Annotated in this window: 9 protein-coding genes; 2 read left to right on the forward strand and 7 right to left on the reverse strand. The window is 50.8% G+C overall.

The features are described from left to right. Window positions 1-8 precede the first annotated feature (8 nt). From ACOJTG_RS16895 to rsmH, 3 genes are read right to left on the reverse strand one after another with little or no spacing between them, the layout of a single operon-like run. A complete protein-coding gene (locus tag ACOJTG_RS16895; RefSeq protein WP_420154905.1) occupies window positions 9-2,276 on the reverse strand; it encodes a penicillin-binding protein in 2,268 nt (755 codons plus the stop codon). A gap of 55 nt (window positions 2,277-2,331) precedes the next feature. Further along, entirely contained in the window at window positions 2,332-2,703 is a 372-nt protein-coding gene (locus tag ACOJTG_RS16900) for an FtsL-like putative cell division protein (RefSeq protein WP_420154906.1), read from the reverse strand. A gap of 50 nt (window positions 2,704-2,753) precedes the next feature. Next, on the reverse strand, window positions 2,754-3,686 hold the full coding sequence (rsmH, locus tag ACOJTG_RS16905; protein WP_420154907.1) for a 16S rRNA (cytosine(1402)-N(4))-methyltransferase RsmH: 933 nt from the start codon (window positions 3,684-3,686) through the stop codon (window positions 2,754-2,756). A gap of 285 nt (window positions 3,687-3,971) precedes the next feature. Between rsmH and ACOJTG_RS16910 the strand changes: the two genes are divergently transcribed. Beyond that, window positions 3,972-5,180: a peroxiredoxin family protein gene (locus tag ACOJTG_RS16910; RefSeq protein ID WP_420154908.1), complete on the forward strand. Its 1,209-nt coding sequence runs from the start codon at window positions 3,972-3,974 to the stop codon at window positions 5,178-5,180. Between the two features lie 74 nt (window positions 5,181-5,254). Here the strand turns inward: ACOJTG_RS16910 and ACOJTG_RS16915 are convergent, their stop codons facing one another. Both ACOJTG_RS16915 and ACOJTG_RS16920 read right to left on the reverse strand, forming a co-directional pair. Further along, complete coding sequence (locus ACOJTG_RS16915) at window positions 5,255-5,911, reverse strand: ATP-binding cassette domain-containing protein (RefSeq protein ID WP_420154909.1); 657 nt, start codon at window positions 5,909-5,911, stop codon at window positions 5,255-5,257. Next, window positions 5,908-6,210, reverse strand: coding sequence for a hypothetical protein (locus tag ACOJTG_RS16920; protein WP_420154910.1), 303 nt, complete (start codon window positions 6,208-6,210; stop codon window positions 5,908-5,910). The genes ACOJTG_RS16915 and ACOJTG_RS16920 overlap by 4 nt, the downstream gene beginning before the upstream one ends. A 331-nt stretch (window positions 6,211-6,541) precedes the next feature. Here ACOJTG_RS16920 and ACOJTG_RS16925 point away from each other — a divergent pair, with 331 nt between their 5' ends. Continuing rightward, window positions 6,542-7,591 (forward strand): calcium:proton antiporter, encoded by a 1,050-nt coding sequence (locus tag ACOJTG_RS16925; protein ID WP_420154911.1) that lies wholly within the window; start codon window positions 6,542-6,544, stop codon window positions 7,589-7,591. A 120-nt stretch (window positions 7,592-7,711) separates the two neighbouring features. On the opposite strand, the gene ACOJTG_RS16930 is transcribed toward ACOJTG_RS16925, so the two are convergent. Further along, on the reverse strand, window positions 7,712-8,965 hold the full coding sequence (locus ACOJTG_RS16930) for an efflux RND transporter periplasmic adaptor subunit (RefSeq protein WP_420154912.1): 1,254 nt from the start codon (window positions 8,963-8,965) through the stop codon (window positions 7,712-7,714). Between the two features lie 38 nt (window positions 8,966-9,003). Then, complete coding sequence (locus tag ACOJTG_RS16935) at window positions 9,004-13,341, reverse strand: CusA/CzcA family heavy metal efflux RND transporter (RefSeq protein ID WP_420154913.1); 4,338 nt, start codon at window positions 13,339-13,341, stop codon at window positions 9,004-9,006. Between the last annotated feature and the right edge of the window lie 216 nt (window positions 13,342-13,557).

Raw genomic sequence — 13,557 nt, forward strand, 5'->3', positions numbered from 1 at the left:
CGAACCACTTAGTGTAATTCGAGCGTAATGCGTTTTTCCTCGGGTTCGGTACCCGGTTCCAGCGATTGGGCAATCACGTGGCCGCGACCCGTGTACGTAACTTTATATCCCCGATTCTCAAGCACATACAACGCATCCCGCAAGCTCATGCCTTTCAGGTTTGGTACCCGTTTAGTACTGCCCCGGGGTACTTCATCCCAGCCACTAGCCGAAGTTTTAACGTTGAAACTCTTGGCAATGGATTGCAGATCCTGAGGATGGGAACTGGCCAGTTCGTCCTGCCATTCGCTGCTGTGCTGAGCTTTGCCACGTAGGGTGCGGTGCATGTTTAAATCCAAGGCGTGTACTTTATCCGCAATTTCGCGGAATACCGGAGCTGCGGCCGTTCCGCCGTACGCCGATTGTCCCGTCAGTGGATTATGTGGCTCATCGAGTGATACCAGAATGGTGTACTGCGGTTTTTCCACCGGGAAATAACCAATGAACGAGGAGTAATAGTTATTCGTTTTTAGTTTCCCATTGAACTTCTTGGATGTACCCGTTTTCCCCGCAATCCGATAGTTGGGGTTACGAATGCTACGAGCCGTTCCGTGAGCGTCTTCGAGTACATCCGTGAGCATTTTCTGGACAATCTTGAGGGTCTTCTCCGAACAAATGGGCTTCGAGTCCCGACGCTGGGTCTGCGTGAAATCTTTCTCGACCAGATCGCCGCGTTTCGCCGTTTTTACAATGATGGGCTGAATCCAATATCCATTATTAGCCACAGCATTGTAGAACGACAGCATCTGCAAAGCCGACAACCGCATTTCCTCCCCAATAGACATGGTCGGCAGCGTTTTCTTGCTGTACAGGCGGTGCGTGGTCCGGTGGAATTCGGGTAGTTCATTACCACGGCTCACTTCTACCTGGAAGCCCAGTTTGTCGGCCAGGTGAAACTGTTCGAGGTAATCGATGAATTTATCGGGTTTACTGGCGAAATGCTGAACGAGTACTTTGGCCATCCCCACGTTTGAGGATCGAATAAATGCATCATGAATGGAAATGACGCCGTAGCCAGAGTTGTTGGAATCGTGCAGGTGCAGATAGCGGCCGCCCGTCGTATTGACCAGATCGTTGGGCGAAATGTTGGTCTCCTCAAATACGGCCATCATCGTAGCCAGCTTGAAAGTCGAACCCGGAGCAATCCGGAAGTTCACCGCAAAGTTCTGATCATCCACGTACGTACTGTCTTTCACGTGGTGCAGGTTGGCAATGGCCTTTATTTCACCCGTTCGGGTTTCCATGACAATCGCTACGCCGTACTTGGCTTTGTACTGCTTCACGGCTTTCAGTAAAGCGGCTTCCGTAACATCCTGCATGTTGATGTTCAGGGTGGTATGCAAATCCAGGCCGGGTACGGGATGGTGCTCTTCGGATTCGTTGAGCGGTCGCCAGCTGCCGCGAAGGTTCTCGAACCAGCCGTGTCCTTCCTGACCCACCAGTAATCGGTTAAAGCTTTTTTCGATCCCCGTTGATCCTCGCATGACGGCCACGGCCGAGCCGTTAGGGTCTTTTACTAAGGAATCGTCGGTTTTCCCCAGAATACGCGAAGCCGTATTCCGGAAGGGTTTTTCACGATTGGGTACCAGTTCAAAGTTCAAACCCGTAGCGAAAAGCTTGACGCGGTGCAGGGGCTGCCATTTAAAGCGGAATTTCCGCCTGTTCAGGGCCTTATCTTCGGCCCGTTCTTCGGGCGTAGCCTTACGAATACTGGCCCACTGCGTTTGCTCGAAAAACCATTTCTTCTTCTCGTACGCGATGGGCCGGGGACTGATCGAAAGGTACCGGGGTTCGATCTTCCATAGAGCCGTATCGGTCTGAGCCTGGTTATAGGCCATCACTTCGAGCAGTCGGCTTCGAGCGGTGAGGATGCGTTTGCGAAGGGTGGAAGCCGGTTCACCGAGCATACTACTCAAGTGAATCGTGAGTGAATCCAGATTTTTATAGAAGTGAGCCGAATCGGCGGAGTGCCGAACGGTTACGCTCAAATCAATGCCCACCCGGTACTCGGGTACGGAGGTGACGAGTAAACTTCCATCGTCCGAGAAAATGTTACCACGGGTAGCCGGAATGATGCGGTAACGCGTATTTTCTGCCCGACTTTTCCATTCGGGGCCTTCTACCTGCTGCACGTAAACGATACGGGCTGCAATGGCAATACTAAACACCAATAGCCCCGCCGAGACGATCACACTGCGGAAAAAAATCCGGCGTTTTAAATTCAATGCTTCAGCCATGGAATGAAGGTTGCGTTAGATAGGTCCGATGATTGCGTACTGAAATCTGGAAAAATTATTCGGGTTGAACGGGCTTTTTCGTGGGTAAAACGACTTTGACGGGCGGTTGTTCGTTGCGATAATCACGCAGGCCCATGGGCGTTACTTTCTGCACGATCCGCGACTGCCGCGATTCCTGCATCAGCTTGGATTTTTCAAATGCCAGTTCAGCATTGAGTTCACTGATTTCCCGACGCGTACGGTCCGTATCCCGAATGAGCGATTCGCCGTGCAATACCCAGGCTACGTAACTAATCATCAATACCACCACCAGACCTGCGTTGAGCAGCTTCTGATTGGCATTGGCCGGGCCCGTCCACTGACTTACCCGGAGCAGTTTAAAAATGGGCTCTAAAAAATGCGAGCGTTTACTTTTCTCCGAAGACATACCTCCAACAATCGGGGTTCAAAATCTGGTAAATAGCTTTCTAGCGGGATTTATTCCAATTCATTCGGCTCGGCAATGCGTAATTTGGCACTACGGGCCCGAGGGTTCAGAGCTACTTCTTCCTCGCTGGCTTCAATGGGCTTGCGGGTGACGGAGCGGAGCGGCTTGAGTTCATTACCGTAGAGGTCTTTCTCGGCTTCGCCCTGGAATTTACCCGCCCGAATGAAGTTTTTCACCAGCCGGTCTTCAAGGGAATGGTAGCTCATCACGACTAGCCTTCCACCGGGAGCGAGTACTTCGGGTATCTGTTCGAGGAACTCTTCGAGTACCTTCATCTCCTCGTTCACTTCAATTCGGATGGCCTGGAAAACCTGGGCGAAATACTTAAACTCCTTCCCACGGGGGGCGTACTTCTGTAATACGGATTTTAAATCCTGTACGGTTTCGATGGTCTGATTCTGACGGGCCGCGAATACCGCATTGGCTAGCGTACGGGCATTTTTGATTTCCCCGTATAAACCAAATATTTTATGAAGCTGGGCTTCGTCGTAGTCGTTGATGACCTCCTTGGCCGAAAACTCCGCCTGCGGATTCATTCGCATATCCAGCGGACCGTCGAAGCGGGTTGAGAAGCCCCGTTCGGGTACGTCAATCTGGTGGGAGGATATACCCAGATCGGCCAGAATGCCGTCCACCTGACGAACCCCGTGTACGCGGAGGAATTTTTTAAGGTACCGGAAGTTGGCGTCAACGAACGTGAACCGCTTATCGTCGATGTGACGGGCCTCAGCCTTGGCATCGGGGTCCTGATCGAAACCGTACAGCCGTCCCGTAGAACCCAACTGCTGCAAAATGGCCCGTGAATGACCGCCACCCCCGAAAGTCACATCTACGTAAGTGCCTTCCGGCCGTAGGGAAAGCCCTTCGAGACACTGGCTGAGCATAACGGGCTGATGGTAGTCGGGCGTAGGTTGTGAAGGCATGTACTGATGAAATGCTGTAAACGAAATGAATGTAAAATACGTCTGATATAAACCCGGAGAAGAGCGAATCTTCCCTGAATAAAGTAAAAATTCTTTAAAAATAAGGCTTAGGTTCTTGTGATGGAACTTTCCTTTGTACTTTATGCCTTTTGCTAACGATTTTACGGCCGGAGTATTGAGTTACAAGATTAACAAAATTTACAATTGTAAATCAATGCCCTCGTAAATCAATTTTTTCGAAGACGTGTTAAAAGGGTTTAAATCGCTGATAATCAATCTTCCCTCATGAAAAAAATCTTCTTACTGGGCTTTGTACTTTGGGGTACGCTGAATGGCTTTGCTCAGACACCAGTAAAAAAAGGAATTTGGCGGGCTGAAATCTTTAACAAGGGTGGAGCCCTGCCGTTCGGTCTGCAAATCGAGCCTGCCGGAAAAGCGAATACGTATTCCGTGTGGGCCATTAACGGCAAAGAGCGTCTGAAAATGGACGAGTCGAACTTGCAGGGCGATTCGCTGCATATTCCGATGGATTTGTTCGATGCCGAACTGGTGGGAAAAGTATCCGGCAATCAGTTGACGGGCGTTTACAAGAAAAAACGCGGTAAGCAAACCCTCACCATTCCGTTCCGGGCCGAATACGGGAAAACCTACCGCTTTGCGACTCAGCCCCAACCGACGCAGTGGAAAATTGCTGGCAAATACGCCACCACTTTTGGCGAGAGTTCAAAAGCCGTGGGCATTTTCGAGCAATCGGGTAGTCGGGTCGCCGCTACGTTCTTAACGCCTACCGGGGACTATCGGTATCTCGACGGCGATATTATCGGCGATAGTCTGTTTTTGTCGGCTTACGACGGTTCGCACCTGATGCTTTTCAAGGCCAAACTGGAAAAAGATAAAATTGCGGGTCAATTATTTAGCGGTCCGAGTGGACAAACGCCTTTCGTATCCGTGAAAGATGAAACGGCGTCCTTACCCGATGAAAAATCGTTGACCTTCCTGAAGCCGGGTTACGACAAAGTATCCTTTAGCTTCCCCGAGGCAAAAACGGGTAAACCGCTGACGCTCGACGATCCTCGTTTCAAAGGCAAAGTTGTGATTTTGCAAATCATGGGCTCATGGTGCCCGAATTGCATGGATGAAACGAACTTCATTGTACCCTGGTACAACAAGAATAAAAAACGCGGGGTTGAGGTCATAGGCCTTTCCTACGAACGCAGCGGCGAGTATCAGGTGGCTAAGCCCAAGTTGATCCGTATGATTGACCGCTTTAAAATTCCTTATCCGGTGGTACTGGCTGGGGTAGCGGACCAGACGGCTTCCGCGAGCTTACCGATGCTGAATAAAATCATGGGTTACCCCACGACGATTTACATCGACAAAACGGGCAAAGTCCGTGAAATCCATACCGGCTTCTCGGGTCCGGGTACGGGTAAGTACTACGATCAGTACGTCGAAGATTTTAACCGTTTGATGGATAAACTGCTGGCTGAATAGTCCGAACGTTTCGGTTTGAAAAGCGTCGATGAACTCGGTTAGTTCAGCGACGCTTTTTTATAATTATGGGAAGTTTATTCGTGCAAATAACCCCAGCGAATTAATTCATCGGGGTGTTGAATCAGGTAGGTTCGCTGGTTGGCAAGCAAGTACAGCGAATCGCTGATGGAGGTGATCGAGCGGTATCGATGATCCGTCAGAATAATGCCTTTTCGCGTTTTTTCCTGTTGAAGCAGTTCATGGAGCCGTTCAACCACTACGGGTGAAAGAAAGGAAAAGGGCTCATCCAGTAACACAAAAGAGACGGGCCGGAAGAGCACTAAAAGGGTTTCAATCAATCTTCGTTCCCCACCCGATACCTGGTCCATGCGTTGGGAAGACAAAGGCTTTAATTCAGGCATGAGATTCTGTAATGCCTGAACATTAGTATCGTATAGATCAAATACGGTTTTTACCCGGAAGGCGTCCGGTACAAAGGCCTGTTGAGGTAAGTAGGCCGCCAGGCCTTTTACGGAAAGTAAATCAGGTACCCACTGACCGTTTACCCGAACCGACTTAAATTCAGCGGGAATAGCTCCAAAAATGGCTTGTAGAAAGCTACTTTTTCCGTTCCCATTTCGGCCGAGTAAACCGGTAATCTTTCCGGTTTCTGCGTGGATAAAACCTCCACTGATCACTATTCGTTGCTGAAACTGAATGCGTACACTATCGGCCGCTAAATGCTGAATCATAACCAGAAAGAAGTGAAGTAGAGGAGCAGGAGAAAACCCGTAAAGTCAATCAACAGTAAGGCGAGCAGAATCTCCCATTCGTGCAGATTCAGATTATACAGAAAGAAGAAGCGGTGGCGATAGGTGTGACGGTATAAGAGCAAAATCAAACTCCCCAAAAGTAATTTTAGGAAGCAAAGCATACCCCATTCTTGCGTAGGGCTAAAAGCCATCAGACCGCACAAGCCCAGGGAGATAGCGACTGGAAACCCCGCTAGCTGCGTGTAAAAAAGAAAAAGAGCGTGTAGTTTTCTTTGCATGCGGAAAACTACATGCTCTTTCAAACGCTTGCGACTGTCTTAACAAACATTAGGAGTATTCGTACAGGTATAGCGTCGTCGGTAATACGTATTAACGGACGTAAGCGGAATTATAACCTATAGCATGGACCGTTACTATAAATTCTTTGTAGGCAGGATCTTTTATGGCTTTTTGAAGAAATTCCATCAAAAATTTACAACAGACCCGCGGGAATAGAGGTTGTAAGTATAGATGGATTAATGATACACGTATCCGTTTTAGTTAATTATTGACTACTTCCATAAACCTTTTTATAAGATGCTATCAAATTTAAAACTTCCAGTATGGACAATGTTAAGCCCGGTTGCTGCCTGGGCTCTTTATTTTGGTGAAACGTTAGGATTGGGATTATGGTATGATTTGTTACTAGCTGTGGCTCTGATTAGTACGGTTTTAGCGGCGGTTCAACACGCCGAGGTCATTGCCCATCGCGTGGGCGAACCAGCGGGAACGCTCGTGTTGGCTGTAGCAATCACCATTATTGAAGTGGGATTGATTGTGTCGCTCATGATTGCCGGCGGGTCCGACTCGGGGGCACTAGCGAGAGACACGGTTTTTGCCGCAATCATGATTATTCTAACCGGAATCGTTGGGTTGTGTCTGTTAGTAGGCGGGGTTAAGTATCAGGAGCAACAGTTTGGCCGCTATGGGGTTAGTACGGCACTCGTTACGCTATCGGCTATTTCCATTCTAACGCTGGTTTTACCCAATTTCACCATCAGTATTCCAGGCCCTTTTTATAATACTAGCCAGCTTGTGTTTGTAGCGGTTATTTCGCTGGTGTTATACGGTACGTTTGTGCTGGTGCAAACGGTGCGACACCGGGGGTATTTTCTGCCGGAAGAGATAGAGCACATGGTAGAAGAACCCGTGGAAGAACCTTCAGGACCTACGGCTCTAGCTAGTGTTGTATTGCTATTGGCTTGTTTGGCTGCTGTTGTTTTCATTGCGAAATTACTGGCCCCTACCATTGAGCAGGGCGTGGTTCACCTGGGAGCTCCCGAATCCGTCGTTGGGGTGATCGTTGCTTCCATTATTCTGTTGCCGGAAGGGCTGGCCGCGTATCGAGCCGCCCGAAGAAATAAGTTACAGACGAGTCTGAACCTGGCCCTGGGATCCGCATTAGCCAGTATCGGCCTGACGATTCCTGCCGTTGCCATCGTGGCTATGAGTACGGGTTTGACGATTACGCTGGGAATTGACATGAAATCAACCGTACTACTTATCCTGGCCCTTTTTACGGTCACCTTATCCTTCGGAACGGGGCGTACGACCATCATGCAGGGCGTCGTACTACTTGTTCTTTTCGCTGTCTATCTGTTTACGACGATTGTGCCCTGATATAAGCTCAAAGGAGCACCTCTTTTAGTAGTATGATTAAAAACAAACAGGCCCGCGATTTCGTCGCGGGCCTGTTTGTTTGCCAGGCATTAAAGCTGCATGAATGGTAGTACCATTCAATTAGTGCGAATGCCCATGCTCACTATTATTCATCACCGAAAGCAAATCATACGCCCCTTTCACCACAATGGTATTCGGCTTGACGGCCTCCGGTAATTTTACTTCCACAAAGCCATTTTGGGCCAGTCCGGTTTGAATTTCCAGACGTTTAAAGGGATAGTGCGTACCGCCTTCTTCTTTATGGGTTCCCTCGGAAACGAAGATGTACTGCTTATCACCGGAACGAACCACGGCCGATTCAGGTAGGGTAGCCACCTCCGTACTGCCGCCCGAAATCTGAGCCGTCAGGTACGTGCCGGGTACTAGGTCACGATTGGTCTGATCCAGTTTGCAAAGAACTTTCACGGCTCGCTCCGGCGTAATTTCACGTCCGATCAGTAGCACCGTAGCCGTTCGCGGACTGGCTTCATTACCGAGTTGTAGCTGGACTTTTTGTCCCGTACGAAGCTTGGAAAGGTCCTTTTCAAATACCGTTAGTTCGGCCTGCACAAAACGCGTATCTGCCAGTTCGGCCAGCATTTCGTTGGCCTGTACAGCCTTGCCCGTATTCACGTTCACGTGAGTCACGTAACCGCTGGAGGAAGCCCGTATCGCAATCCGGTTCTGAATGCCTTTACTCACCGTTGCGGGCGTCAGTTGCAGTAAACTTAACTTCTGACGAAGTCCCTGCAAGCGAGCCTGCAAACCCTGCAATTCGGCACTGCTTCGCTGAAACGTCTTCGCTGCCGAAACATTTTCCCGACTTAATTCAGACTGCCGCTGGTTTTCTTTTTCAGTATAATCCAACTGACTTTGAGCTTCCAGATACTCCTGCTGCAGGGTAATGAATTCCGGATTTTCCAGCGTTAGCAGCACTTCGCCTTTGTTGACCCATTTTCCGGGAAGCAGCGTCGTACTGCGAACAATGCCGCCGTAAGGAAATGAAATACTGATTTGCTGTTGCGGCGGCATGGACAGTACACCCGTCACCTGAATGGTACCGGCAATCGCTTTTTGCTCCACCGATCCCAACGTAATCTGGGCGGCTTTGTACTGCGTTTCGGTCAGCTCGGCTTCTTCGGGCTCGTGACCTTCTTCTTCATCGTGGTGATGATCGTGGTCGCCGTGATCATGGCCCTCGTGATCGTGACCTTCGTGGCTGGCCTCGCCGTGTTCGTGGGAATGACCCGCGTGTTCCGTTTCGGAAGTTTTTTTCTGACAGCTACCAAGGTATAATCCCAGGGTCAGCAACAGGAGAAAACGATAGGATTTCATAAGTAGAATGCGTTTGAAGAGCGGGGAGAGCCGCTGTATTATTTAATGCCCAGGACGAGTTCGAGCCGAAGGACGTTTTGATTGTACTCCTGAATGGTCTGGATAGAGCCGATTCGCAGATCGTTTGCGGTACTGATGCCCTGCAAATACTCGACGTAACCCATTTCACCCGCCTGAAAGCCACGGTTTACCTGCCGAATGATTTCCTCGGCCTGGGGTAAGGCAGCTTCCGTATAGTAATCCAGCGTTTGCTGGAGTTTCTGAATTTCCTGCACCAGGGACGCCAGTTCGCCCTGAATATTCTTCTGTTGCTGATCGAACTGCTGCTGCTGTGCCTGCGTACTCAGTTCAGCCGCGGCCACCCGCGAACGGTACGCTTTGCCAAACAGCGGAAAACTAATGCCCACCTGAGCGGCATGAAAACGATTGGCACTCGACGCCGCATCCGTGGTGGGTGCTCCCAGCTTCACGGCTCCAATCAGACTTTGATTGGTATAGGCCAGCGAAAAATCTGGCAAACGATTGGCCCGTTGCAACTTGCGTTCGGCTTCGGCCAACCTGATTTGTTGCGTATACCAGGCCAGTATGGGGTTATTTGTGATCTGAGCGGTATCGGGCAAGTTCTTGGGAGCAAACGTCACTGCTTCAATCATGACGGGCTGATCGGCAAAAAGCAGCGTCTGCAAGCGGCGACTGGTGATCCGAATGTCGGCCTCATTCTGGGTTCGCTGGGTTTGTACCTGACGTAACCGCGTCTGAGCAATCGTCGATTCGAGCGAACCGGCTTCGCCCGTCCGTAAGCGAACCTGAGCCGCCCGCAGAAAATTGGCGTACAGCGAATCCTGCGTTTGCAAGTACTTCCGCAGTTCCAGCAGGTAGGACAACTCGTACCAGGAAGACTTGACCTGATAGGCCAGTTCGTTTTCCGAAATCAGCGTCTGAGCTTCCGCCGTTCGGGTCTGATTTTCTAATACCGAAGAACGGGCCCGGAATACCGCCGGGTTGGGTATGGTCTGGCTAATGGTAACGTTCTGATCGAGTTTGTAGCTGTTGTACTGTCCGAGCAGAGCGGTCACTTCCGTTTTAGGCATTTCGCGGGCCGTTTGCTGAAGTGTTTGCCGGGCCTTCACTTCCAGTCGGGAGGCCGCCAAGGAGCGGTTGTTTTGCAGGGCGGTTTGTACCGCTTGTTCAGGGCTCAATGGGGTCTGGGCCTGACTCAGTAGCGGCGTAGCAAAAAAGAGCAGGAGTACCGCTAGCCCCTTCGTTTTCGGTCGAAAACCTTTTTCCAGATACATATACAGAATGGGAATGACAAAAAGGGTAAGCAGCGTGGAAGTAATCAATCCCCCGATGACGACCGTAGCCAGTGGTTTCTGTACCTCGCCCCCCGCACCCGTCGAAAGGGCCATAGGGAGGAAACCAAGAGAGGCAACCGTGGCGGTCATCAGAATGGGACGTAGCCGAGTGTTCGTACCCTGAAGAATAACTTCAGTCAGGTCTTCAATCCCCGATTTTCGCAGGTAGTTAAACTCTCCAATCAGTACGATGCCGTTCAGTACCGCCACGCCAAAGAGGGCAATGAAACCCACACCTGCCGAAATACTGAAGGGCATATCCCGCAAGACCAGAGCGAAAATACCCCCAATGGCCGCCATCGGAATAGCCGTAAAAATCAGTAAAGACTGGCGGATGGACTGAAACGTAAAGTACAGCAAGGTGAGAATGAGGCCCAGGGCGACGGGTACAGCGATGGACAAACGACCCGTGGCTTTTTGCAGGTTTTCGAACTGCCCGCCGTAGGTGACGTAATAGCCCGTCGGGAATTTGACCTGCTGTTCGATTTTCGCCTGCAACTCTTCCACGACGCTTCGAACGTCCCGACCCCGCACGTTGAAACCAATGGTAATCCGGCGTTTGGCGTCTTCCCGCTGAATCTGGTTAGGTCCTAGTTGCAGGGAAACATCCGCGACCTGTTGTAGGGGAATGTGATTACCGTTGGCCGCCGTTACGAACAGATTCTGAACATCTTCAATGCGTTGCCGGTTTTCGGGAGCGAAGCGTACAACCAGTTCAAAGCGTTTTTCGCCTTCGTACACCAGTCCGGCCGATTCGCCCGCGAAGGCCATACTGACCGCCTGATTGACGGTAGCAATGTCCAGGCCAAACTTGGCGAGTTTATCCCGGTCGATACGGACGATGATCTGCGGTAAGCCGGAAATTTTTTCCTGATACAAATCCTTCGCTCCATCGACGCTCCGCACCAGACCCACCACCTGCTGTTGCAGGCGGGCCAGTTCGTCCAGATTCTCACCAAAGATTTTGACGCCCACATCCTGCCGGACGCCGGAAATCAATTCGTTGGATCGGAACTGAATGGGCTGAGAGATGCCGAAGTTTACGCCGGGAATGTCTTCCAGAGCTTCCGTCATCTGGTTGGCGAGGTCTTCGCGGGTACGGGCGGAGGTCCATTCTTCCTTGGGTTTAAGCTTGATCGTCAAATCACAGGCTTCCATCGGCATGGGATCGGTGGGAATTTCGGCCGCTCCGATTTTTCCAATGACCTGCGTCACTTCCGGAAAACGTTTCATCAATAAATCCGAAGCCTGCGTAACCTTATCGACGGTTTGGGTGATTGAACTGCCCGTGAGTAACATGGTTTCAGCCACGAAATCACCTTCTTCCAGGGTGGGAATGAATTCGCCCCCCAGTCGCGTAAACGTCCAGATTGAGACGGCAAATACGCTTAGAGATACGAGTAATACGGCAATCCGATGACGTAACGCTCCGCGAATCAGCGGGGTATATTTTCGGTGGAAGAAAGCCATCAGTCGGTCAGAAAGCGAAGGCTTATGCGTAATGTTCTTGCTGAGCAGCAAGGCCGTCATCATGGGCACGTAGGTCAGCGAAAGCAGAAAGGCCCCCAGAATGGCAAAGCTTACAACCTGAGCCATGGGCTTGAACATCTTGCCTTCAATGCCCGAAAGCGTCCAGAGGGGCAGGTACACGATCAGGATGATGATTTCCCCAAAAGCCGCCGAACTCCGGATTTTACGAGCCGATTCGTACACTTCTTCATCCATTTCCGCCTGCGTGAGTCGGCCGGGTTTACGTAAGCCAAAGTGGTGTAGCGTGGCTTCCACGATGATTACTGAGCCGTCGACAATCAGTCCGAAGTCAATGGCTCCGAGGCTCATCAAATTGCCCGATACACCCAACCATTTCATCAGCGAAAAGGCAAAAAGCATGGACAGTGGAATCACCGAAGCCGTAATGAGGCCCGCCCGCCAGTTACCCAGAAACAGGACGAGTACAAAAATGACAATGAGTGCTCCTTCGACCAGGTTTTGCGTAACGGTACCGATGGCTCGTTCAACGAGTTCACTGCGTACCAGGAACGGATCGATGACCACGCCTTCGGGTAAGGTTTTCTGAATCTGCTCGACCCGTTTTTCGACTCGCTTCACGACTTCGTTCGAGTTTTCGCCTTTCAGCATCATCACCAAACCGCCCACGGCTTCTCCTTCGCCGTTGCGGGTTAGGGCCCCGTACCGATTGGCGTAACCGAAACGTACCTGAGCCACGTCACGAATGAGAATGGGTGTACCGGCAGTAGTATTCCTGACGACGATCTTTTCAATATCTTCCAGCGTACCTACCAAGCCTTCCGAGCGGATGAACAACGCCGTAGGTTTCTTGTCGATGTACGCCCCGCCGGAGTTCTGGTTGTTCTTTTCCAGAGCCGTGAAAATATCGCTGATACTGAGGTTGTAGCTGCGAAGCTTTTCGGGCTGAACCGCCACTTCGTACTGTTTCAGAAACCCGCCCCAGCTGTTGACTTCCGCAACGCCGGGTGTACCCAGCAATTGCCGCCGTACGTACCAGTCCTGAATACTCCGCAGACTCATGGCGTCGTACTGCTTTTCGTAACCTTTCTTGGCGTGAAGGGTGTACTGGTAAATTTCGCCGAGTCCGGTTGAGATGGGCGAAAGTTCCGGGTTGCCTACGTTTTCCGGAATCAGGGTTTTGGCCTCGGTAAGACGTTCGTTTACCTGCTGTCGGGCCCAGTACAAATCCGTTTCTTCCTGAAAAACAACCGTAACTACGGACAAACCAAAGCGGGAAATGGAGCGTACTTCCTCAATTTCCGGAATACTGGCCATGGTTTGTTCAATGGGAAAGGTAATGAGCCGTTCGACTTCGGGAGCGGCCAGCGAAGGCGTCAGAGTGATGATCTGCACCTGGTTATTGGTAATGTCAGGAACGGCATCGATGGGCAAGCGACTCAGGGAGTACGAACCCCAGCCAATCAGAGCCAGAATGACCACGCCCACAATGAGTTTATGGTCAATCGAAAACCGAATGATTTTATCCAGCATGGAAAGAAAATACTAAAGATGAACGGTAGAATGGGAGAAAAGGGGGGAGCAAGTACCGTAGCCTATCGAAGCATTCTTCGATGGTACCAAGCGACGCATGCGTGCGGAAAAATCACCCGTTTCCTAGAAAAAACGGATCGTATGGACACACTGCTCCCGGCTTAGGCCTGCAGGGGCGGTTGCCAGATCGAAAATGCATAGCCTTGCGGCTGGGCG

Source organism: Siphonobacter sp. (assembly GCF_048595215.1).
Classification (GTDB): Bacteria; Bacteroidota; Bacteroidia; order Cytophagales; family Spirosomataceae; genus Siphonobacter.

What these genes read in the sequence shown, in the direction of transcription:
- ACOJTG_RS16895 (WP_420154905.1), bottom strand. Translation starts at nt 2,276, where the DNA reads ATGGCTGAAGCATTGAATTTAAAACGCCGGATTTTTTTCCGCAGTGTG.
- ACOJTG_RS16900 (WP_420154906.1), bottom strand. Translation starts at nt 2,703, where the DNA reads ATGTCTTCGGAGAAAAGTAAACGCTCGCATTTTTTAGAGCCCATTTTT.
- rsmH (WP_420154907.1), bottom strand. Translation starts at nt 3,686, where the DNA reads ATGCCTTCACAACCTACGCCCGACTACCATCAGCCCGTTATGCTCAGC.
- ACOJTG_RS16910 (WP_420154908.1), top strand. Translation starts at nt 3,972, where the DNA reads ATGAAAAAAATCTTCTTACTGGGCTTTGTACTTTGGGGTACGCTGAAT.
- ACOJTG_RS16915 (WP_420154909.1), bottom strand. Translation starts at nt 5,911, where the DNA reads ATGATTCAGCATTTAGCGGCCGATAGTGTACGCATTCAGTTTCAGCAA.
- ACOJTG_RS16920 (WP_420154910.1), bottom strand. Translation starts at nt 6,210, where the DNA reads ATGCAAAGAAAACTACACGCTCTTTTTCTTTTTTACACGCAGCTAGCG.
- ACOJTG_RS16925 (WP_420154911.1), top strand. Translation starts at nt 6,542, where the DNA reads ATGTTAAGCCCGGTTGCTGCCTGGGCTCTTTATTTTGGTGAAACGTTA.
- ACOJTG_RS16930 (WP_420154912.1), bottom strand. Translation starts at nt 8,965, where the DNA reads ATGAAATCCTATCGTTTTCTCCTGTTGCTGACCCTGGGATTATACCTT.
- ACOJTG_RS16935 (WP_420154913.1), bottom strand. Translation starts at nt 13,341, where the DNA reads ATGCTGGATAAAATCATTCGGTTTTCGATTGACCATAAACTCATTGTG.